Source organism: Pseudomonas sp. LBUM1671 (assembly GCF_059695685.1).
The window spans coordinates 3,815,976-3,836,090 of the sequence record NZ_CP166782.1 but is presented as its reverse complement, the minus strand read 5'-3'; the positions used below and the strand labels follow the sequence as shown (position 1 = coordinate 3,836,090).

At 61.4% G+C, this 20,115-nt stretch carries 21 protein-coding genes; 10 read left to right on the top strand and 11 right to left on the bottom strand.

Going from position 1 to position 20,115, the window contains the following annotated elements; translation table 11 throughout:
• Positions 1-38 precede the first annotated feature (38 nt).
• Complete coding sequence (gene ftrA / locus ACA060_RS17635; protein ID WP_497312097.1) at positions 39-1,013, bottom strand: transcriptional regulator FtrA; 975 nt, start codon at positions 1,011-1,013, stop codon at positions 39-41.
• A gap of 103 nt (positions 1,014-1,116) precedes the next feature.
• Here ftrA and ACA060_RS17630 point away from each other — a divergent pair, with 103 nt between their 5' ends.
• Positions 1,117-1,551, top strand: a complete 435-nt coding sequence (locus ACA060_RS17630) for a rhodanese-like domain-containing protein (RefSeq protein ID WP_109632829.1) — start codon at positions 1,117-1,119, stop codon at positions 1,549-1,551.
• Between the two features lie 148 nt (positions 1,552-1,699).
• Here the strand turns inward: ACA060_RS17630 and ACA060_RS17625 are convergent, their stop codons facing one another.
• Positions 1,700-2,347: a type 1 glutamine amidotransferase gene (locus tag ACA060_RS17625; protein ID WP_497312095.1), complete on the bottom strand. Its 648-nt coding sequence runs from the start codon at positions 2,345-2,347 to the stop codon at positions 1,700-1,702.
• A 245-nt stretch (positions 2,348-2,592) separates the two neighbouring features.
• Between ACA060_RS17625 and ACA060_RS17620 the strand changes: the two genes are divergently transcribed.
• The 3 genes from ACA060_RS17620 to ACA060_RS17610 all read left to right on the top strand — a co-directional run bounded on the left by ACA060_RS17620 (position 2,593) and on the right by ACA060_RS17610 (position 5,498).
• Positions 2,593-3,372 (top strand): ABC transporter substrate-binding protein, encoded by a 780-nt coding sequence (locus tag ACA060_RS17620; protein ID WP_109632824.1) that lies wholly within the window; start codon positions 2,593-2,595, stop codon positions 3,370-3,372.
• A gap of 112 nt (positions 3,373-3,484) precedes the next feature.
• On the top strand, positions 3,485-4,597 hold the full coding sequence (locus ACA060_RS17615; protein ID WP_497312093.1) for a succinylglutamate desuccinylase/aspartoacylase family protein: 1,113 nt from the start codon (positions 3,485-3,487) through the stop codon (positions 4,595-4,597).
• A 184-nt stretch (positions 4,598-4,781) separates the two neighbouring features.
• Positions 4,782-5,498 carry an alpha/beta hydrolase gene (locus ACA060_RS17610; RefSeq protein WP_497312091.1) on the top strand — a complete coding sequence of 239 codons (717 nt, stop codon included), beginning with the start codon at positions 4,782-4,784 and terminating at the stop codon, positions 5,496-5,498.
• 3 nt (positions 5,499-5,501) lie between these two features.
• On the opposite strand, the gene ACA060_RS17605 is transcribed toward ACA060_RS17610, so the two are convergent.
• From ACA060_RS17605 to ACA060_RS17595, 3 genes are all read right to left on the bottom strand, one after another.
• Positions 5,502-6,089 carry a hypothetical protein gene (locus ACA060_RS17605; RefSeq protein ID WP_497312089.1) on the bottom strand — a complete coding sequence of 196 codons (588 nt, stop codon included), beginning with the start codon at positions 6,087-6,089 and terminating at the stop codon, positions 5,502-5,504.
• Between the two features lie 123 nt (positions 6,090-6,212).
• Complete coding sequence (gene yddG / locus ACA060_RS17600; protein WP_497312087.1) at positions 6,213-7,136, bottom strand: aromatic amino acid exporter YddG; 924 nt, start codon at positions 7,134-7,136, stop codon at positions 6,213-6,215.
• A gap of 56 nt (positions 7,137-7,192) precedes the next feature.
• Complete coding sequence (locus ACA060_RS17595) at positions 7,193-7,987, bottom strand: hypothetical protein (protein ID WP_497312085.1); 795 nt, start codon at positions 7,985-7,987, stop codon at positions 7,193-7,195.
• Positions 7,988-8,151: 164 nt separating this feature from the next.
• Here ACA060_RS17595 and ACA060_RS17590 point away from each other — a divergent pair, with 164 nt between their 5' ends.
• The 3 genes from ACA060_RS17590 (at position 8,152) to ACA060_RS17580 (ending at position 10,619) form a co-directional block, all read left to right on the top strand.
• A complete protein-coding gene (locus tag ACA060_RS17590; protein ID WP_497312083.1) occupies positions 8,152-8,685 on the top strand; it encodes a chalcone isomerase family protein in 534 nt (177 codons plus the stop codon).
• A 10-nt stretch (positions 8,686-8,695) separates the two neighbouring features.
• A complete protein-coding gene (locus ACA060_RS17585) occupies positions 8,696-9,220 on the top strand; it encodes a DUF3833 domain-containing protein (protein WP_109632812.1) in 525 nt (174 codons plus the stop codon).
• A 79-nt stretch (positions 9,221-9,299) separates the two neighbouring features.
• On the top strand, positions 9,300-10,619 hold the full coding sequence (locus tag ACA060_RS17580) for an Nramp family divalent metal transporter (RefSeq protein WP_497312081.1): 1,320 nt from the start codon (positions 9,300-9,302) through the stop codon (positions 10,617-10,619).
• 101 nt (positions 10,620-10,720) lie between these two features.
• Here ACA060_RS17580 and ACA060_RS17575 read toward each other — a convergent pair whose 3' ends face one another.
• Positions 10,721-11,614, bottom strand: a complete 894-nt coding sequence (locus ACA060_RS17575) for a LysR family transcriptional regulator (protein ID WP_497312079.1) — start codon at positions 11,612-11,614, stop codon at positions 10,721-10,723.
• A gap of 113 nt (positions 11,615-11,727) precedes the next feature.
• On the opposite strand from ACA060_RS17575, the gene ACA060_RS17570 reads away from it, so the two are divergent.
• Positions 11,728-12,330, top strand: coding sequence for an NADPH-dependent F420 reductase (locus tag ACA060_RS17570; RefSeq protein WP_497312077.1), 603 nt, complete (start codon positions 11,728-11,730; stop codon positions 12,328-12,330).
• 121 nt (positions 12,331-12,451) lie between these two features.
• Here ACA060_RS17570 and ACA060_RS17565 read toward each other — a convergent pair whose 3' ends face one another.
• The 3 genes from ACA060_RS17565 to ACA060_RS17555 are packed head-to-tail and all read right to left on the bottom strand — an operon-like array spanning position 12,452 to position 15,042.
• Positions 12,452-13,633, bottom strand: a complete 1,182-nt coding sequence (locus ACA060_RS17565; RefSeq protein ID WP_497312075.1) for an acetyl-CoA C-acetyltransferase — start codon at positions 13,631-13,633, stop codon at positions 12,452-12,454.
• Between the two features lie 11 nt (positions 13,634-13,644).
• Positions 13,645-14,310: a CoA transferase subunit B gene (locus tag ACA060_RS17560; RefSeq protein WP_054051104.1), complete on the bottom strand. Its 666-nt coding sequence runs from the start codon at positions 14,308-14,310 to the stop codon at positions 13,645-13,647.
• A 33-nt stretch (positions 14,311-14,343) separates the two neighbouring features.
• Positions 14,344-15,042, bottom strand: a complete 699-nt coding sequence (locus tag ACA060_RS17555) for a CoA transferase subunit A (RefSeq protein ID WP_497312073.1) — start codon at positions 15,040-15,042, stop codon at positions 14,344-14,346.
• Between the two features lie 151 nt (positions 15,043-15,193).
• Here ACA060_RS17555 and ACA060_RS17550 point away from each other — a divergent pair, with 151 nt between their 5' ends.
• A complete protein-coding gene (locus ACA060_RS17550; RefSeq protein WP_497312071.1) occupies positions 15,194-16,096 on the top strand; it encodes a LysR family transcriptional regulator in 903 nt (300 codons plus the stop codon).
• Between the two features lie 122 nt (positions 16,097-16,218).
• Here ACA060_RS17550 and ACA060_RS17545 read toward each other — a convergent pair whose 3' ends face one another.
• Both ACA060_RS17545 and ACA060_RS17540 read right to left on the bottom strand, forming a co-directional pair.
• Positions 16,219-17,049, bottom strand: coding sequence for an NAD-dependent protein deacetylase (locus tag ACA060_RS17545; RefSeq protein ID WP_497312069.1), 831 nt, complete (start codon positions 17,047-17,049; stop codon positions 16,219-16,221).
• A 132-nt stretch (positions 17,050-17,181) separates the two neighbouring features.
• Positions 17,182-18,228: a class I SAM-dependent methyltransferase gene (locus ACA060_RS17540; protein WP_497312067.1), complete on the bottom strand. Its 1,047-nt coding sequence runs from the start codon at positions 18,226-18,228 to the stop codon at positions 17,182-17,184.
• 434 nt (positions 18,229-18,662) lie between these two features.
• Between ACA060_RS17540 and ACA060_RS17535 the strand changes: the two genes are divergently transcribed.
• Positions 18,663-19,997 (top strand): acetamidase/formamidase family protein, encoded by a 1,335-nt coding sequence (locus ACA060_RS17535; RefSeq protein ID WP_497312065.1) that lies wholly within the window; start codon positions 18,663-18,665, stop codon positions 19,995-19,997.
• Positions 19,998-20,115 lie beyond the last annotated feature (118 nt).

The following is a 20,115-nucleotide window of genomic DNA, read 5'->3' as shown; positions in this document are numbered from 1 at the left end:
GGAGCGGGCTTGCTCGCGAAGGGGCCCTAAAACACACCTCAGATAATCGCGTTGACCCCACGCCCAAACCGCTCCCGATACACCGACGGCGGCACACCCACCACCCCACGAAACGCCACCCGAAAACTCTCCACCGACCGATACCCACATTGCTCGGCAATCTGGTCTGTGTTTTGCCCGGTGCTTTCCAGCAACTCCCGCGCCCGCGCCAACCGCTCATGCTGCAACCATGCCTTGGGCGGCATGCCGGTGGCTTCGGTAAACCGGCGCAGAAAGGTCCGTTCACTCATGGCCGCCTCGCTCGCCAATTCGCGAACCTCCAGTGGTTCATGCAAACGCTCCCGGGCCCATTGCATGACGCGAGACAAATCGCTGCGCGGCGTAGGACTGACGGGCGTAGGAATAAACTGCGCCTGACCGCCGGTGCGTTGCGGCGACATCACCAGCCGCCGCGCCACCGAGTTGGCCACCTGAGTGCCGAAATCCCGCGCCACCAGGTGCAGGCATGCATCGATCCCCGCCGCGCTGCCGGCAGAAGTGATCAATTGACCGGAGTCGACGTAGAGCACGTCCGGGTCCACCAGAATGTTCGGAAAGCGTTCGGCCAACTCGGTGGTGTAGCGCCAATGCGTGGTGGCGCCGTGACCGTCCAGCAGGCCGGTCGCCGCCAGCACAAACACGCCGGAGCAGATCGACAGCAACCGCGCCCCCCGCCCATGGGCCTGGCGCAGGGCGGCGAGCAAGTGTTCCGGCACCGGCTCGGTACGGTCGCGCCAACCGGGAATGATGATGGTGCGGGCGTTTTCAAGCAGTTCCATACCGCCATCGGCCAGCACCTGAATGCCGCCCATGGCGCGCATCGGGCCCTGATCCACCGCGACGATACGATGCTCATACCAAGGGAAATCGAACTCCGGCCGCGCCAGGCCAAAGATCTCCACGGCGATGCCGAATTCAAAGGTACAGAGGCCGTCGTAGGCCAGAATCGCGACCAATCCAGGGTTAGGCTGCATTTGGCGGAAAGTTCCCGGTGAGTGTCTTGTGCGCCACTGTAGCCGCAAGCGTCGGGCGGATAAAGTCTTCTCACACCCACTCAAGACTTTGGAGTACAGCCCCATGTCCAGCCTGGTCCGCGCCATTCCCGCAGCCCCTTCGGCCATTGCCCTGATGCACTTCAGCAACCGTCTGACCTATGAAACCGATTGTTCCGACGTGTACGGCAGCCAACAGGCCGGCGAAGTGGATTTTGTCCTGGTGGACGTGCGTGGACCGTTGGCGTTCGAACGCGGGCATGTGCCGGGCGCGATCAACATTCCGGGACGACTGCTCACCGCCGAGAGCCTGGCGGATTACCCGACCTCCACTTTGTTTGTGGTCTATTGCGCCGGGCCGCACTGTAACGGCGTGCACAAGGCGGCGGTGAAACTGGCGGCGCTGGGTTACCCGGTCAAGGAAATGATCGGCGGCGTGACCGGGTGGCTGGATGAAGGGCTGCAATTGAGTGTTGCGGCGCAACGGCCTGCCACCACCGCCATCGGTTGCGAATGCTGACATTCAGACACCGCTGAACACATTGTGGCGAGGGAGCTTGCTCCCGCTGGGTTGCGCAGCAGCCCCACAATCTTGGCAATTGTCGAATATTTTGGGAGCGCTCCGCACTCCAGCGGGAGCAAGCTCCCTCGCCACAAAAGCTCCTTTGCTACAAAGGCCTACTCGCCACAGAATCCCACCACTCATCCAGTGTCACCTGCAACCACTCAAACACGGCTGCATGGGCGGCGCTGTCCGGTTCCCCGCGAGGCAACGGCGACTCTTCTCCAAAGTGCGCATTAAGCATCGCCACCGATTCCGCATTCCACTCCGGATGAAACTGCAAACCCACCCGCGTAGGCCCCACGCGGTACATCTGCTGTTCACAGTGATTACTGCTGGCCAGCAATTGCGCATTGGGCGGCAGGTCGATCGCGTCTTCGTGCCACTCCAGCACCTTCAGCGCCTGGCCATCGGTGAACGTCACGGTGGTCCAGCCGGTTTCGGTCCGCTCCATCCGCCGCACTTTCCCACCCAGACTCAGTGCCAGCAACTGCGCCCCCAGACAAATCGCAAACACTGCCGTGTCCTGATCCAGGCTCGCCGCCAGCCACTGCCGTTCTGCTTCCAGCCACGCCGGCCCGGCGTTGGATTCATAAGGCCCGCCCAACACAATCACGGGCGCCGCACTCACTGGCGGTAATTGGCCGAGGTCGGCGCGAAAGACGTTCAGCGTCACCCCTCGGGACTTCGCCCAATGAGCAATGGCACCAGGACCTTCGGCGGGGTGATGCTGGATCAGGTTCAACATTGGCATCGGTACTCTCTGTAGTTTTTGCGTGTAGGTTTTGTCTGAAAAAAGGGCTTGTCCTACAGTCCTTGCACCGCCTTGGCGCACGCTTCAAGGGCTTTGAATTTCTTGGCCACTTTTCTATAAGTATTTGTCGCTTAAACACAATTTGCCCTGTGAAAGCCGCTCTAGACTGCCGGCCACTTCGATCTTCACCGACCGAAAGTCATTCGAAAGCTGCCAATAAAAGCCTCCGCACACAGGAGTTATAAATGAAGAAGCTAGTGATGTTTGGTGCCCTGGCACTGTCGATGTTGTCCCTGACCGCCGTGGCCGATGACGCCAAGCCGATCCGCATCGGTATCGAAGCCGGTTACCCGCCATTCTCGATGAAAACCCCTGACGGCAAACTCACCGGTTTCGACGTCGATATCGGCGACGCGCTGTGCGAGCAGATGAAAGTGAAGTGCACCTGGGTCGAACAAGAGTTCGACGGCCTGATCCCGGCACTGAAAGTGAAGAAAATCGACGCGATCCTGTCGTCCATGACCATCACTGACGATCGCAAAAAGAACGTCGATTTCACTATCAAGTATTACCACACCCCGGCACGTTTCGTGATGAAGGCCGGCACCGACATCAAGGACCCGCTGACCGAGCTCAAGGGCAAGAAAGTCGGTGTGCTGCGCGCCAGTACACACGACCGCTTCGCCACTGAAGTGCTGGTGCCGGCCGGTATCAACCTGGTTCGCTACGGCTCCCAACAGGAAGCCAACCTGGACATGGTTTCCGGCCGCGTTGACGCGCTGCTGGCCGACTCGGTCAACCTGGACGACGGTTTCCTGAAAACCGACGCCGGTAAAGGCTTCGCTTTCGTTGGCCCGACCTACGAAGACGCCAAGTACTTCGGTGGCGGCGCCGGTATCGCTGTGCGCAAGGGCGATACCGCTCTGGCGGACAAATTCAACACCGCCATCACCGAAATCCGCGCCAACGGCAAGTACAAGCAAGTGCAAGACAAGTACTTCGACTTTGACGTTTACGGCCATTAATCAAGCCGTTCAAAAAAGTGGCAACCGTTGACGCGGTTGCCACTTTTTTTATGCGCTCTCTCTGTTGAAATGAGATCCCCTGTATTTCAGTGCCCCTTATATCGGAGTCTCCATGCAACGCATCGACCATCCTCTGCCCTGGAGCCATCTGGGCACCGAACGCACCCTCAGCGTGTTTCGTTATGGCGCCGGCACTCGCAAGGTCTATATCCAGGCCAGCTTGCACGCCGACGAGTTGCCCGGGATGCGTACCGCCTGGGAGCTGAAGAAACGCCTGGCCGAACTCGAAACCCAGGGCCAGTTGCAGGGCGTCATCGAACTGGTGCCGGTGGCCAATCCGATCGGCCTTGACCAGCACTTGCAAGGCAGCCACATGGGCCGCTTCGAGCTGGGCAGCGGCAAGAACTTCAACCGCGCCTTCGTCGAACTCAGCACCCCGGTGGCCGCGTTGATCGGCGACCGGTTGGGTCACGATGCGCAGGCTAACATCGCGCTGATTCGCCAGACCATGGGCCAGGTCCTCGACGACTTGCCGGCACCGGCCTCGCAGCTGGAAGCCATGCACCGCTGGCTGCTGCGCCACGCGTGCGACGCGGACATCACGCTGGACCTGCATTGCGATTTCGATGCGGCGATTCATCTCTACGCCTTGCCGCAACACTGGCCGCAGTGGCAATCACTGGCGGCGCGCCTGAAGGCCGGGGTGGCGTTGCTGTGTGAAGATTCCGGCGGCAGTTCATTCGATGAGTCCTGTTCTTCGCCATGGTTGCGCCTGGCGCGGGCTTTCCCCGAGGCGGCGATTCCCCCGGCCAACCTGGCGACGACGCTGGAACTGGGCAGCATGGGCGACACCCGGGTGGATCAGGCCCAGGCCAATTGCGAGGCGATTCTCGGGTTTCTCGCCGAGCAGGGCTTCATCGCCGGCACCTGGCCAGAGGCACCGAGCGAATGCTGCGAAGGCATGCCGTTCGAGGGCACCGAATACCTGTTCGCGCCGCATCACGGGGTGGTGAGTTTTCTGCGTGATTCGGGGGAGTGGGTGGAGCAGGGCGATGCATTGTTTGAGGTGGTTGATCCGCTGAGCGACCGCGTCACCACCGTGCGCGCCGGGACCCGCGGTGTGTTGTTCGCGATTGATCGCGGGCGGTATACGCAGCCGGGCACGTGGCAGGCGAAAGTGGCGGGGCGTGAGCCGATTAGGGTTGGGAAACTGGTTAACGACTGAAAATTCTCGCTGTTTTTTCGGGCCTCATCGCGGGCAAGCCCGCTCCCACAGTATTTGCGGTGTTCACAAAACCTGTGGGAGCGGGCTTGCCCGCGATGACTGCATCAGCAGCACCGAATGTCCCTCGGCAAGCTTCACGGTGTTAGGCTCTGCCCCGAATCCTGCGCTCTGTGAAGGAAGGTTTATGTTGAAGTTTCTCGCTCTGCTGACGTTGCTGGCCTCGGCCTCCGTCCACGCTGAAACCCCGCTGCACACCGATCTGCCGCTCAAATATCTTGAGCAGGCCAACCCCGAATCCCGCCACCAGCCCCTGGTGATTTTCCTCCACGGTTACGGCAGTAACGAGGAGGATCTGTTCGACATCAAGAATGAATTGCCGACGCAGTACAACTACCTGTCGGTGCGGGCGCCGATGGTGATGGAGGAGGGCAGTTACAAGTGGTTTCGCGAGAAGGGCAGCGGGGCCTACAACGGTGAAACCGATGATCTGAAGGCCAGCGGCCAGGTGTTGCTGGAGTTCATCGCACAGGCGGCGAAGAAATATCACACCGAACCGGACAAGGTGTTCCTGGTCGGTTTCAGCCAGGGCGCGATCATGTCCTACGAGGTGGCGTTGCGTCATCCCGAGGCTGTGGGCGGGATCGCGGCGCTGAGCGGGCGGATTCTGCCGGTGCTCAGGTCCGAACTCAAACCGGATGAAAAACGCCAGAAACTGGCGATCTTTATCGGTCACGGCACGGCAGACAAACGCCTGCCCTACATCGATGGCACCGACGCCAACAGCCTGTTACAGAGCCTGTCACTCAAGCCTGAGTTTCATGCCTACCCGGGCGTCGGTCACAGCATCAGCGCCACCGAGATGCAGGACTTGAGCGCCTGGTTGCAGCGCCTCAATCGATGAGTCTTATTTGCCGGTGACGATCTGTTTGACCAGCGTCTCGTGACCGCCATTGTCGCTGAGGCGGGAAATCACCTGAACGATCGCCATGCGCGTGTTGGACGCGGCCATCAGTGTGGTGTCGAGGGTTTTGCCACCGCCCTGGGTGGCGGTGCTGTCGATCTGCCTCAGCCCCAGGCCGGTGCCTTTCTGGGTCAGGCTTTTTTCGCTGAGCTTGGTGAAGTCCGGCAGTGCCTTGGCTTGTTCGGTGGCGAAGTCGGCCGCGGCGGAGTCGAGGAACGGACCGTCGTTGTCCTTGACGTTGGCGCCACCGGGGATGGTGTTTTCAGCGGCGATCACCACGGTTTTGGTGGCCTCATTGGTGTACATGGTGCCCGTGGCCCCGGCGGTACCGGTCGCCGCGTCGCCGGCGGGCAACGGGTTGGCGATGAAGCCCTTGGGCAGGGTGAACTTGAACTTGCCGCCGAGCATCGAGACGACTTGTGCAGGCGCTTTGTCGCTGGCAGTGGCCTTGGCGGCATAGGCATTCAAAGCCCCCAGGCTGGCGGCCGCCGTCAGTAACAGGACAACGGCTTTTTTACTCAACAATGACATTCGAAAACTCCAGGGATGATCGCGCATTCGCCGCAATCATCCCATGGAATACGATTCGTAGCACAGCAGTGTCAGGCCTGGTTCTGTAGCAAACCCGTTCGATTGACGCGCGAGGTTGTTGCTCTACTCGTTCGGAACAATCGAACGCGTTGCGGGGGCCTTATCGCTTGTTCGCGACGTGGCAATCACCGCCCCGGCGATAATCAGCACGGCGGGGACGATCAGGATCGGACCGGCATGGCTGCGTCCCACGGCGATCAGTAACAACGTCGAAATCAATGGTGCGAGATAGGAAAGCGCTCCCAGCGTTGCCAGACTGCCGTGTTTGGTGGCGTGGTCCCAGGCAAAAAATGCCATTCCCACCGGCCCGAGGCCGAGCACCACAATCGCGGCCCATTGGCCGAGATCAGGCTGCACCGTGGTTTCGAAGGCCAGGTGACAGATCAGGCCGGACACGGCCGACATGCCGCAGATCCCGCCGATGATGCTGCTGGGTACGTCGTTGAACCGTCGGTTGACCACCGAGTACCCGGCCCAGATCACCGCACAGCCAAAGGCCGCGAGATAACCGGCGATGGGCATCGATGCGTCAGTCTCCGGGCCGTGTTGTTGCATGATAAACGCCGTGCCGGCCAGACCCAGCAGCGCGCCGAGCATTTGCCGTTTGTGCAGCTTCTCCCCGGCCGAAAACGCCGAGAGCAGCACCAGCAACAGCGGCCACAGGTAATTGATCAGGCTGGCCTCAGCGGCCGGGGCGACTTTGAGCGCGAAAAAATACAGCGCGTGATAAACGAAAATGCCCACGAAGCCGGTCACCCAGACCGCCCAGGGTTGTCGCCAACTGCTGAAGCCGGCGAGCCCGCGTCGACCCAGTATCACCAGGCTCGCCGCAAACGCGATGCCAAAGCTCAACGTCAGCAGTTCAAAGGGTGGAATGCCTTCGGTGAGGGTGGTCAACAGCGCGAGGCAGGACCAGAGAAATATCGCGATGACGCCAACGGCGGTGGCTGAATGAGGAGTACGGACGAGCGACGTTGTGAGACTCATGTCTGTTCCTTCAGCACGTAGCGGGCGACATCCTGGCCCTCGGGATGTGAAGGAGCTTAGCGTTTGATCGCGGCTCGTCCAGCCTCGGTCGTCGGGTTGGCCGGTCGCGCCAGCAAGCGCCGGGTGATGCCCAGCATTCCCACGGACACCGCAACCCCCAGCGCAAAGGCGCTCATGCCCATCTCGGGCAACGCCAGCGCCAACACCAGGCAAAACGCCGCAAACGAATACATGCCGGTTGCCGTCGCCCGCAGCAGCGCGGCCGTAAACGCCGGGCCACGAGTTTGCTGGGAAAACACCGCCATCACGCTGCCGAGCACCGGGAACACTGCGAGCAGACCGCTCCAGCCTTCGCCGACGGTGCTGGCGAGCAGCGTGACGGCGAGGGTGAGCAGGGCGCCGGCGATCATGCGCAGCAGCAGTTTGTCGGACTTCGGCGCCGGGCCGGAAACGATGGGTTGCACGCTGGGAAACAGGTACGGCGCCGCCAGCAGCGCGGTGGCGGCCGCGATCACCGAGAACACCCGCGAGGGTGGGATCAGCGACAGCACCACCGCCACGGCGGCCCAGACCGACAGTGAAATCACCAACGCCCATGGCCATCCCGCCCGTTGAGCGACCTGGGCGTAGGTCACGCAAAAGGCAATCATCGCGAACATCGCCGACAACGCCGCCGTCGCTGACTGTGCGGCAAACACTTCGCCTTGCTCGATGGCGAGGAAGAACAGAATCGGCCCGACCACCACCGGCAACCCCGACAGCCAACCCGCCACGCTAGGGCCCCAGCGTTTGCCCGCCAGGGAAATCAACAAGAGAAAGCCTGGGATCACCAGCAGTTTAAGCATCAGCACGCACGCGTCTCCGACCTGAGTGAGGCGCCAACGTTAGCACTGAAGACATTGGATTGCTCTAGAAGTGAAGGAGTTTTGTATACAAAGCTTGCAGCTCAAATAATTGTACAAGATGGTACTTTGCGTATAAGTTTTTAGCAGATGCCCACGGTGAAAAGAACGCGATGAACAGACCCCGATTACGCCTGCACCACAGTGTGTTGTTACTGGGATTGTTAAGCACCCAGAGCCTGGCCAATTGGCAGGAGGCATTGCCCGGCGCGCAGATCATCGGCGCCGGCGAGTTTCGGGTGTTCGGGTTTGATGTCTACAACGCCCGGTTATGGAGTGCGGCACGGCCATTGGCGCCGGACCAGCCGTTTGCCCTGGAACTGATCTATCAACGCAGCATTTCCCGCGATGATCTGGTGCAGGCCAGTGTCAATGAAATCAAGCGATTGTCCGGCGCCTCGGTCAGCACCGAGCAGCTCGAGCGCTGGAAGGTGCAGATGCAACAGTCGTTCGTCGATGTAAAAGCCGGTACCCGCATTACCGGCATTTATTTGCCGGGGCAGGGCGCGCGGTTCTTTGTCGGCCAGCAGCCGCAACACGAAGTGAAAGACCCGCAATTCGCTCGGGCCTTTTTCGCTATCTGGCTCGACCCACGTACGCGTAATCCCGAGTTGCGCCAGCAGTTGCTGGGCAGCGCCACTCCTTGAGGTGCATGACATGCTGAAGAAACTGCTGCTGGTGTTGTTCGTTTGCCTGGCCGGTTGCAGCGTTGATGTGCAGCGCTACAGCGAGCAATCCCCCAAACTCGATCTGCCCGGGTTCTTCGTCGGGCGAGTGGATGGCTGGGGGATGTTCCAGAAACGCTCGGGCGAGGTGATCAAACGCTTTCATGTGCTGATCAACAGTCGAATGGACGGCCAGAACCTGATCATGCATGAAGCCTTTACCTACAGCGACGGCACGAAACAGACCCGCGTCTGGACGTTGTACCCTGACGGTCCAGGCCGTTGGCGCGGCACGGCCGGCGATGTGGTCGGCGAGTCCCGCGGAGAGGTGGCCGGCAACGCTTTGCACTGGCGCTATGAACTCAGCCTGCCGGTGGACGGCAAGGTCTACCAGGTGCATTTCGATGACTGGATGTACTTGCTGGACGAAAACACCATGGCCAATCGCTCCGCCATGACCAAGTTCGGCGTTGAGTTAGGCCAGGTGACGTTGTTCTTCCGCCGACACGGCGCCTGATACCCGGGCATTTTTGCCCCTTGGGCGCACAGGCTGAAACGTCTAAGCTGCGCTTTTCCACCTGTCGACGGATGTTTGCGTGAAATTCAGTTTGCCCAAAGTCGGCACTGCGCCGTTTTGCCCGCCGGAAGTGGCGGGCAGCGTTGCCGTTGACCCGAGCGCCTCATTCTTCAAGCGCATGCTGCGCTTTGCCGGTCCAGGCTTACTGGTGTCCATCGGTTACATGGACCCGGGCAATTGGGCGACCGCCATCGAGGCGGGTTCGCGGTTCGGTTACAGCCTGTTGTTCGTGGTGCTGCTGGCGAGTCTGGCGGGGATGGTGGTGCAATGTTTGTGTTCGCGCTTGGGCATCGCCACGGGTCGTGACCTGGCGCAACTGTCCCGGGAGCGCTACAGCACGCGGACCGCGCGGACCCAATGGGTGCTGGCGGAAATCTCGATCATCGCCACTGACCTGGCGGAAGTACTCGGTTGTGCCCTGGCGTTCCATCTGCTGCTGGGCTGTTCGCTGACCGTCGGCATCGCGCTGACCGCGTTTGACACGCTATTGGTATTGGCCCTGCAAAACCGTGGTTTCCGCCGGCTGGAGGCGATCATGCTGGTGCTGGTGAGCACCATCGGCGTGTGCTTCTTCGTCGAGTTGCTGCTGATCAAACCGTACTGGCCGGACGTGGCCCGTGGTTTTACACCGTCCCTGTCAGCCATCGGCGATGCCGCGCCGCTGTACCTGGCCATCGGCATCCTCGGGGCCACGGTAATGCCGCATAACTTGTACCTGCACACCTCGATCGTACAGACCCGAATGATCGGCAAGGACCTGGCCAGCAAGCAGGACGCGGTCAAACTGGCGCGCATCGACACCATTGGCTCCCTGGCGCTGGCGCTGCTGGTCAATGCGGCGATCCTGATCCTCGCTGCAGCGGCGTTTCACAAGAGCGGGCACACCGACGTGGTGGACATCCAGGACGCCTATCACTTGCTCGATCCGCTGGTGGGCGGCGCCTTGGCCAGCGTGTTGTTCGGGGTGGCGTTGCTGGCTTCGGGGCAGAGTTCGACCTTTACCGGAACCATCGCCGGGCAGGTGATCATGGAGGGCTATCTGAACCTGCGGCTCCCTTGCTGGCAACGGCGGCTGATTACCCGCGGGCTGGCGTTGATCCCGGCGTTCATCGGGGTCTGGTTGATGGGTGATAACGCGATTGGCAAGTTGCTGGTGTTGAGTCAGGTGGTGTTGAGTCTGCAGTTGCCGTTCGCGTTGTATCCGCTGATTCGCATGACCAACGATCACAAACTGATGGGGCCGTTTGTGAACCGCTGGCCGACGCGGGTGTTGGCGTGGGGGTTGTTTGTGGTGATCAGTGGGGCGAATAGCTGGTTGATCTTCCAGTTTCTCGGGTGACTGGGTTGGCTTCATCGCGGGCAAGCCCGCTCCCACAGGTTTGATGTACGACACAAATCCACTGTGGGAGCGGGCTTGCCCGCGATGAACGATAACGCGGTCTACTTCTGAAACGCTTCAACCAAAAAATCAATAAACACCCGGGTCTTGGCCGGCATCAACGTCCGGCTCGGGTAGTACAACGAGATCGGCCCAGCGTCGGCGTGCCACTCGGGCAGCAGGCGCAGCAGTTCGCCGCGCTGGATATTCGCCGCGACGTCCGGCAACACCAGCAGCGACACGCCCAGGCCGAGGATCGCCGCCTCACGCATGGCGGCCGGGTCGTTGAGCACGATGTTCTCGGTCAAAATCGCCTGCGCCTCATTGCCCGCACCATCCTGCATGACCCACTGCCGAATCCGTCCGGTGCGGGTGCCGCGCATCACGATGCCGTTCAATCGGTGCAAGTCCGGCGGACTGTCGGGCGGCGTGCGTCCCGCCATATAGGCCGGTGATGCCACTGCCACGACATGCGCCGCCGCCAAGGTTCGGGAGATGACCCCGGGCGTCAACTCGAAACCACCGCCGATGGCCGCGTCATAGCCCTCGGCAATCAGTTCCACCTGACGGTTTTCGAAGTGCCATTCCGGTTTGATCAGCGGGTAACGCTTGAGGAACTCCGGCAACAGCGGTAGCACATGATCGATGCCAAACGTCGGCGCCAGGCTGACTTTGAGTACCCCGGCCGGCTCGCCCTGATCGCTGCTCATCGCGCTGATCGCCGACTGTAATGCTTGCAGGTTGCCACCGATGCTCGCCATAAAACGCTCGCCAGCCTCGGTCAGCGACAGTTTGCGGGTCGAGCGCTGGAACAGCCGCACACCGATGTTTCGTTCGAGTATCGCCACATTGCGACTGACGGCGGCGGGCGTCAGCGCCAGCAAGCGGGCCGCGGCAGAAAAGCTGCCGGTCTCGGCGCTGCGGACAAACGACTCAAGGTTGGCAAGGGTTTCCATGGCTGGCACCTGATAGCAATGCTTGAAGATGATTCAAGGCATTACCGTCTAATAAAGTCCTAATGGCAAGCTCAGTATTCACTCCAACGACAACCCCTCGGAGTGAACCATTCATGATCAAAATTGGAATCATCGGCGCCGGCGCCATTGGCTCAGCCTTTGCCCGAGCGCTTTCACGCAAAGGCATTGAGATCGTTATCGCCAACAGCCGTGGGCCAGAAACACTGGCTTCGCTGGTGGAAGAACTCGGGCCAACGGCTCGTGCAGGAACCCGTGAAGAAGCGGCCGCACAAGCCATTGTGCTGGTCGCCGTCAACTGGTCGAAATTGCCGACGGCATTGGCGGGCCTGCCGGATTTTGACGGGCGGATTGTCATCGATGCCAACAACTCGATCGAGGCGCCGTCGTTCAATGCTGTGGATTTGCAGGGGCGTATGTCCAGCGAAGTGTTTGCCGAATGGGTGCCTGGGGCGCGGGTGGTCAAGGCGTTCAATCATTTGGCGGCGCGGTTGCTGGAAAGCGATCCGGCGGCGGAGGGCGGGCAGCGGGTGCTGTTTGTATCGGGTAATGACGCCGAGGCGAACGCTCAAGTGATCGGGTTGACCGAGCGATTGGGCTTCTTCGGGATTGATCTTGGGGAGTTGAGTGTCGGCGCGCGACTGGCGCAGTTTCCGGGTGGACCGTTGCCTACGCTGAACCTGGTTAAATTCCCCTGACACAACGCAACACCCCCTGTAGGAGCGGCTTTGTTTGGGACCCGGTGCGACGTGAGTCGCACCGGGGGTGTTACCAGACCGCGCGGCTCTTCGTGGGTCCCCGCGCAGTCTGTTGAACGCTTTACGCCCGTTCGATCGCCAAAGCCACGCCCTGACCACCACCGATGCACAAGGTGGCGAGGCCTTTCTTGGCGTCACGCTTGATCATTTCGTGCAGCAAGGTCACCAGCACACGGCAGCCCGATGCACCAATCGGGTGACCGAGGGCGATGGCGCCGCCGTTGACGTTGACCTTGTTCAAGTCCCATTCCAGGTCCTTGGCCACCGCCAGGGATTGCGCGGCGAAGGCTTCGTTGGCTTCAATCAGGTCCAGTTGGTCGATCGACCAGCCGGCCTTGCTCAGGCAGCGACGCGTCGCCGAGACCGGGCCGATGCCCATGATCGCCGGATCGACGCCCGCGTTGGCGTAAGCGGCGATTTTCGCCAGCACGGGCAGGCCCAGGGCCTTGGCTTTTTCAGCGCTCATCAGGATCACGGCGGCGGCGCCGTCGTTCAGGGACGAGGCGTTGCCGGCCGTCACCGAACCGTCCTTCTTGAAGGCCGGTTTCAGTTTGCCCAGGGAGTCGGCGGTGGTGCCGGCCCGTGGCTGCTCGTCAACCTGAAAGGCGACCGGATCGCCCTTGCGCTGTGGAATCAGGATCGGCGTGATCTCGTCGGCAAAACGCCCGGCTTCGATGGCGGCCGTGGCTTTCTGCTGGGAGGCCGCGGCGAAGGCGTCTTGTTGCTCGCGAGTCAGGCTGTACTTCTCGGCCAGGTTCTCGGCGGTAATGCCCATGTGGTAATCGTTGAACGCATCCCACAGGCCGTCGCTGATCATGGTATCGACGATTTGCGCGTGACCCATGCGCAGACCGGTGCGAGCGCCCGGCATAACGTAATTGGACAGGCTCATGTTTTCCTGGCCGCCGGCAATGATCACGTCGGCATCGCCGCAGCGAATCGCCTGAGTGGCCAGGTGCAGCGCTTTCAGGCCCGAACCACAGACCTTGTTCAGGGTCATCGCAGGCACGGTGAAGGGCAGGCCGGCCTTGATCGCGGACTGGCGCGCAGGGTTCTGCCCGGCGCCGGCGGTCAACACCTGGCCCATGATCACTTCATCGACTTCAGCTACGTCCAGACCGGTTTGCGCCAGCAACTGACGGATCACCGCAGCACCGAGATCAACGGCGGAAACGCTCGCCAAGGCCCCCTGGAAACTGCCAATGGCGGTACGGGTGGCGGCAACAATAACGACGTCTTGCATGGAATGATTCCTCACTGAGCAGCGAACTGCATTTCCGGAACGTGATCCGGCACGATCAGTTTACCGGCGGTCTTGGCGACAATCTCCTCGACGCTGACGCCCGGTGCACGTTCTTTGAGAATGAACGCGCCGTTTTCGATTTCAAGATAAGCCAGGTCGGTCAGCACACGCTTGATGCAACCGGCGCCGGTCAGCGGCAGGCTGCATTTGGACAGAAGCTTGGACTCACCGTCCTTGGACGCGTGGGTCATGATGACGATGATGTTGTCTGCGCCGGCCACCAGGTCCATCGCGCCGCCCATGCCCTTGACCAGTTTGCCGGGGATCATCCACGAGGCGATGTTGCCTTCAACGTCGACTTCGAAAGCACCCAGCACGGTCAGGTCGACATGACCCCCGCGAATCATCGCGAAGGACTCGGCCGAGGAAAAGATCGACGCGCCGATACGCGCGGTCACCGTTTGTTTGCCAGCATTGATCATGTCGGCATCGATGGTTTCTTCAGTAGGAAAGGGACCCATGCCGAGCAGGCCGTTTTCCGACTGCAGCATGACTTCCATGCCTTCAGGGATGTAGTTGGCGACCAGGGTCGGAATGCCGATGCCCAGGTTCACGTAAAAGCCGTCCTGCATTTCGCGGGCGACGCGTTGAGCCATTTGTTCGCGGGAAAGTGCCATTGTTATTTTTCCTTCAGGTCCGGGGGCTGGGGATCACTTACGCACGGTGCGCTGTTCGATGCGCTTCTCGAACGTGCCGCAAATGACCCGGTCGACGTAGATGCCAGGGGTGTGGATCTGCGACGGGTCCAGCTCGCCGGGTTCGACGATTTCTTCGACTTCGACCACGGTGATCTTGCCGGCGGTGGCGGCCAGCGGGTTGAAGTTCTGGGCGGTGTGGCGATAGATGACGTTGCCGAAGTGGTCGGCTTTCCAGCCTTTGACGATGGCGAAGTCACCGGTGATGGATTCTTCCATCAGGTACTTGCGGCCATGGAATTCACGCACTTCCTTGCCATCGGCAACGGGCGTGCCGACGCCGGTGGCGGTGAAGAAGGCCGGGATGCCGGCACCGCCTGCGCGCATTTTTTCGGCCAGGGTGCCTTGCGGGGTCAGGACGACTTCGATTTCGCCTTTCAGCAATTGGTCTTCGAACAGTTTGTTCTCGCCGACGTAGGAGGCCACCACCTTGCGGATCTGCCGGTCTACCAGCAGAACGCCAAGGCCGAAACCGTCGACGCCACAGTTGTTGGAAACTACGGTGAGGTCGCGGGTGCCTTTGCGCTTGATCTCGGCGATCAGGTTTTCCGGGATCCCGCACAGGCCGAAGCCGCCGGCGATCACGGTCATGCCGTCTTCAAGACCTGCCAGAGCTTCTTCATAGGAACTCACGCGCTTGTCGAAACCTGCCATATGCACCTCTTTTATTCTTTGTGGGCGGCTGGCTAGCCGTATGGGGTAGGAGTGTCTCGCTGGAGGATTTATTTGTTAAGTTGATTTTTAAGGTTGATTGATAGATAAAACTCACTAATCAGTCATCTGTACTACGTTGGAGCCAGCGGTCATGACAGTCAAGCAGATCCGCGCATTCCTGGCCGTCGCCCAGAGCCTGAGTTTCGCCGTGGCCTGCGAGCGGTTGCACCTGTCGCAATCGGCCTTGAGCCTGACCATCAAGGCCCTGGAAGAGGGGCTGGGCGGCCGGTTATTCACCCGCAACACGCGCAATGTGGCGTTGACGGCAGAAGGCGAATCCCTGGTGCCGCTGGCGCGCCGGCTGATTGCCGACTGGGACAACGCCGAGGATGAACTGCGCCAGCGTTTCACCCTGCAGCGCGGACGCGTGACCCTGGCGGCGATGCCCTCGTTTGCCGGCAATCTGCTGCCGCCGATCCTCAAGACCTTTCGCGCCCGGTATCCCAAGGTCAACGTCACGGTGAACGACGTGATCAACGAGCAAGTGCTGGAAATGGTGCGCGACCGACAGGTGGAACTGGGGGTGGCGTTTGAGCCGAGCCAGAGTTCATCCCTGGAGTTCACGCCGTTGTATATGGACCGTTTTGTTGCCGTGGTGCCGGACGATTCGCCGTTGGCCGAACGGCAAGACATTGATTGGCAGACTTTGCTCAAGGAACCGTTCATTACCTTGCAGCGCCCCTCGACGGTTCGGGTGATGCTGGAAGAACACTTGCAGGCCCGGGGGATGAAGTTGCCGGTGGAATTTGAAAGCCATCAGTTGGCGACGGTCGGGCGCATGGTCGCCAGCGGATTGGGCGTGAGCGCCGTGCCGGCGTTGTGCGCCGGGCAGATGCGCGAATTGGGTGCGCGGTGCATTACCTTGCGCGACCCGGTGGTGGAACGGGCGATCGGGGTGCTGACCAAGCCTGGGGTGGAGCTGTCGGCGGCGGCGCAGGCGTTGTTCGATATCCTCAAAGCCGAGAACCTGGGCCAACAAGTGTCCATGCCCTGATCACAATCCCCTGTGGGAGCGAGCCTGCTCGCGATGGCGGTGTATCAGGCGACATCAATGTTGAAGGTGCTGGCCTCATCGCGAGCAGGCTCGCTCCCACAGGGATTGGGTTTCGTCAGTCATTAAGTGGTCAGGCGCTGAGCCAGCAAGGGCAACAGCTGTTCGCACGATGCCTCAATCTTCATATCCAGGAGGTCATCTGCCCGGGTCTTGCCCAGATTGATCGCCATCAACGGCTTTCCCTGATCCGCCACCACCCGGCACAAGCGAAACGCCGAGTACGCCATCAACGAAGACCCCACCACCAACAACCCTGCAGCCTGTTCCACTGCCGCCATGGCCTTGGCCGCCGTCACCTGCGCCACATTCTCGCCAAAAAACACCACGTCCGGCTTCATCCTTTCACCCGCGCAATGCGGACAATGCGGCACCTGGAACCGCGCCTCGAACGCCGGATCCAGCAACGTGTCGCCATCCGGTGCCTGCACCGCATCGACCCCGGCCAGATAGGGATTCTGCGCTTCCATCAGTTGCTGAATCGAATCCCGCTCGCTGCGCTGTCCGCAGTCCAGGCACAGTACCCGGTGCAGGCTGCCGTGAAGTTCGATCACATCATGGCTGCCGGCCTGATCGTGCAGGGTGTCGACGTTCTGGGTGATCAGCCCGCTGATCTGCTGGCTGCTTTGCAAACTGGCCAGGGCTTCGTGGGCCACGTTCGGCTGAGCCTGGCGCACACGCGGCCAGCCGAGCATCGCCCGCGCCCAGTAACGGCGCCGTGATTCCGGGGCCGACAGGAACTCCTGATACATCATCGGTTGCCGGCCGCGCCGCACGCCCTGATTGTCGCGGTAGTCCGGAATGCCCGACGGGGTGCTGATGCCGGCGCCGGTCAGCACCATGAATGGCTGCTCGGCCATCAATCGCTGGAGTCGGTCGAGTTGTTCGTCGAGCATGTTCAACACTCCGCAGGGCCTTGAGTGTCTGCAGGGTAGCACTTGCCGATAATCCTGTAGGAGCGCGGCTTGCCGGCGAAGGCGATTTCAAAAACGCCATCACCCGCAAGCCATGCGCCACAGGTCCAGGGATTACTTACGCGCCTCCAGAATCAGGTTGAACGGCGTTTCCGTCGCCCGCCGGAAACTCTTGAATCCGGCTTCGGTAAAGACCTTGCGCAACCGTGCCTCACCCGCCTGAGCGCCGAGCCCGAGGCCGACTTCCTGAGACAGCGAGTTCGGGGTGCAAATGAAGGTCGACGCGGCGTAGAACAGCCGCCCAACCGGGGTGACGTTATCGTCGAGCGAGTCGTTGGCGAACGGTTCCACCAGCAGCACCGTGCCGTCCGGTTTCAGCGCCTCATACGCGTGTTTTGCCGCACCCACCGGGTCGCCCATGTCGTGCAGGCAGTCGAAATAGCAGACCAGGTCATAGTCGTCGCCGGGGAAGCTTTTCGCGGTGCCCTGGAAGAACCGCGCGCGGCCGGAAACGCCGCCTTCTTCGGCGCGTTGGGTGGCGACGGTGACGGACGGTGCGTGGTAGTCGAAACCGACGAACCGTGAGTCCGGGAACGCCTGGGCCATGATCACCGTTGATGCACCGTGACCGCAGCCGATGTCCGCCACTTTGGCGCCGGACTGCAATTTGGCGACCACGCCGTCGAGGGCGGGCAGCCACTCGGCGATCAGGTGCGCCTTGTAACCGGGCCGGAAGAACCGTTCCGTGCCGCTGAACATGCACGGATGGTGATCGCCCCAGGCCAGGGCGCCGTTGCCGCGCATCGCGTTGACCAGTTTGTCCTTGTCATGGAAAAACGACGCGACCACCCCGATACCGCCTGCGATGTAAACCGGCGAATCCTCGATGGCCAATGCCAGCGCTTGCTCTTCGGGCAGGCGGAACTGGCCGCTCTCGTGCTCCATGTAACCGGAAGCGGCGTGGGCGCTGAGCCATTCGCGCAACAGGCGGGGATTGCAGCCGGTCTTGTCGGCGAGTGCTTCGGGGGTGATCGGCTGACTGTCGGCCATGGCCCGGTACAGGCCAAGCTCTTCGCCGAGGATGACGTTGGCAAGCATCGCCGCGCCGCCCATGTCGTTCACCAGTTTGCCCATGAAATCATTGAGTCTGGCCTCGTCCATCACGTGTGCTCCTTCAGCAGGATCACGGTCCAGAGGCCTTGTTTTTCGAGGCGTTCACCCTGGGCGGTGGTCGTGGGAATGACCAGGACGCTCTGCACGTCCTGCGTGCAGTAAGTTTAGTCCGAGCCCCGTGCGCCGCGGCCTGGAGCGACGAAAGCCCATCTCCCTGACACCACTGAACCCCTGTGGGAGCTAGCCTGCTAGCGATGGAGGTCCAGACACCGCGGTCATTCAGACAGCAGGCGTAATCGTTAACGCCCATCGCTAGCAGGCTAGCTCCCACAGGGTATTGGTGGTGTGTATCGCACTGTATCTAACCGGCATCCCGACACATTCCAGTTCATTCCCCGCCACCGCCGAACACAGCCCAGATACAAACCTGCGATGAACTGCATAGGCCGCTTGGCACCCTATACACCGTGAAGGGGACAACAATGACCACGCTCCAGCCTGAAACCGACCTGCAATCCACTCCCGTCAACCACCTGCGCGTCGATCAGTACACCAACGGCCTCATCGGCCCCAGCCAACCGATGCTCGGACCTCTGGCCGATGGCGGCACCCTGATCACCGGCACGCCGCCGGGCTGCTGGGGTCCGATGATCACGCCGGCCTTTGAGGGGGGCCACGAAGTGACGCAACCGGTGGCCATCACCGGAGCCGAAGTCGGCGACGCCGTAGCGATCAAAATCAAAAGTATGCGCGTCACTTCGCTGGCGACCTCGTCCGGGGTGATGAGCTTCGTGGAGGGGCGATACAACGGCGACCCGTTCGTCGCCAAGTTCTGCTCCAAGTGCGGCACCGACCACCCGGCCAGTCATGTCGAAGGCATTGGCGAGGAGTCGATTCGTTGTAACAACTGCGGCGCCGAAGTCAGCGCGTTTCGCTTCAGCCATGGCTACGTGATCGTGTTCGATGCGCAGAACCAGGTCAGCCTGACCGTCAATCAGGACGTCGCCAACCGATTGGCCGGCAATGCCTCGCAAATGTCAGCCCTGCCGGAATTCGCCGCCCAGCACTCGATCCTGTCCCTGGCCCGCGCCGACATTCCCGGCGTTGCCGCGCACATGCGCCCGTTCCTCGGCAACATCGGTACCACGCCGTCCCGTGACTTGCCCGATTCGCACAACTGCGCCGATTTCGGCCAATACCTGATCAACGCGCCTCACCGTTTCGGCATGACCCGCGAAGAGCTGCACGCGGCCAAGACTGACGGCCACATGGACACCAACTCGATCCGTGAAGGCTGCGTGCTGATCTGCCCGGTGAAAGTGCCGGGAGCCGGTGTGTACATGGGCGACATGCACGCCCAGCAGGGCAACGGCGAAATCGCCGGGCACGCCACCGATTGCTCCGGGGAAACCGAAGTGGTGGTGCAAGTGGTGAAAAACCTGACGCTGGAAGGGCCGATCCTCCTGCAAAACCTCGACGATCTGCCGCCCATGGCGCGGCCGATGAATGCCGAACAGCGGCAGAAAGTCCGCGAACTGGGTGAGCGTTGGGGGCAGCACGACATCGAGCAGAGCGGTCCCATCACCTTTATCGGCAGCGGCGAGAACCTCAACGTCGCCGTCGAGAACGGTTTGAAACGCGCCGCTTCGGTCACCGGCCTGCCGTATGACGAAGTGCTCAACCGAGCGACCATCACCGGCTCGATCGATATCAGTCGCTTGCCGGGCACCGTCCGCGTGACCTTCCTGTGCCCGATGGACGTGCTCGATCGCATCGGCATCGGTCATCTGGTGCGCGAGAAATACGACCTGGCGTAACGCCTGCCAAAGGGTCTGTACCGAAGTGTGTACAGACCCGCTGGCGATACAAGCGCTGCGATTTTCTGCCGCTGCGCAACACAGCCCCGATACACCGCTTGGGTTAACTGTGATTCCG

What these genes read in the sequence shown, in the direction of transcription:
- ftrA (WP_497312097.1), bottom strand. Translation starts at nt 1,013, where the DNA reads ATGCAGCCTAACCCTGGATTGGTCGCGATTCTGGCCTACGACGGCCTC.
- ACA060_RS17630 (WP_109632829.1), top strand. Translation starts at nt 1,117, where the DNA reads ATGTCCAGCCTGGTCCGCGCCATTCCCGCAGCCCCTTCGGCCATTGCC.
- ACA060_RS17625 (WP_497312095.1), bottom strand. Translation starts at nt 2,347, where the DNA reads ATGCCAATGTTGAACCTGATCCAGCATCACCCCGCCGAAGGTCCTGGT.
- ACA060_RS17620 (WP_109632824.1), top strand. Translation starts at nt 2,593, where the DNA reads ATGAAGAAGCTAGTGATGTTTGGTGCCCTGGCACTGTCGATGTTGTCC.
- ACA060_RS17615 (WP_497312093.1), top strand. Translation starts at nt 3,485, where the DNA reads ATGCAACGCATCGACCATCCTCTGCCCTGGAGCCATCTGGGCACCGAA.
- ACA060_RS17610 (WP_497312091.1), top strand. Translation starts at nt 4,782, where the DNA reads ATGTTGAAGTTTCTCGCTCTGCTGACGTTGCTGGCCTCGGCCTCCGTC.
- ACA060_RS17605 (WP_497312089.1), bottom strand. Translation starts at nt 6,089, where the DNA reads ATGTCATTGTTGAGTAAAAAAGCCGTTGTCCTGTTACTGACGGCGGCC.
- yddG (WP_497312087.1), bottom strand. Translation starts at nt 7,136, where the DNA reads ATGAGTCTCACAACGTCGCTCGTCCGTACTCCTCATTCAGCCACCGCC.
- ACA060_RS17590 (WP_497312083.1), top strand. Translation starts at nt 8,152, where the DNA reads ATGAACAGACCCCGATTACGCCTGCACCACAGTGTGTTGTTACTGGGA.
- ACA060_RS17585 (WP_109632812.1), top strand. Translation starts at nt 8,696, where the DNA reads ATGCTGAAGAAACTGCTGCTGGTGTTGTTCGTTTGCCTGGCCGGTTGC.
- ACA060_RS17575 (WP_497312079.1), bottom strand. Translation starts at nt 11,614, where the DNA reads ATGGAAACCCTTGCCAACCTTGAGTCGTTTGTCCGCAGCGCCGAGACC.
- ACA060_RS17570 (WP_497312077.1), top strand. Translation starts at nt 11,728, where the DNA reads ATGATCAAAATTGGAATCATCGGCGCCGGCGCCATTGGCTCAGCCTTT.
- ACA060_RS17565 (WP_497312075.1), bottom strand. Translation starts at nt 13,633, where the DNA reads ATGCAAGACGTCGTTATTGTTGCCGCCACCCGTACCGCCATTGGCAGT.
- ACA060_RS17560 (WP_054051104.1), bottom strand. Translation starts at nt 14,310, where the DNA reads ATGGCACTTTCCCGCGAACAAATGGCTCAACGCGTCGCCCGCGAAATG.
- ACA060_RS17555 (WP_497312073.1), bottom strand. Translation starts at nt 15,042, where the DNA reads ATGGCAGGTTTCGACAAGCGCGTGAGTTCCTATGAAGAAGCTCTGGCA.
- ACA060_RS17550 (WP_497312071.1), top strand. Translation starts at nt 15,194, where the DNA reads ATGACAGTCAAGCAGATCCGCGCATTCCTGGCCGTCGCCCAGAGCCTG.
- ACA060_RS17545 (WP_497312069.1), bottom strand. Translation starts at nt 17,049, where the DNA reads ATGCTCGACGAACAACTCGACCGACTCCAGCGATTGATGGCCGAGCAG.
- ACA060_RS17540 (WP_497312067.1), bottom strand. Translation starts at nt 18,228, where the DNA reads ATGGACGAGGCCAGACTCAATGATTTCATGGGCAAACTGGTGAACGAC.
- ACA060_RS17535 (WP_497312065.1), top strand. Translation starts at nt 18,663, where the DNA reads ATGACCACGCTCCAGCCTGAAACCGACCTGCAATCCACTCCCGTCAAC.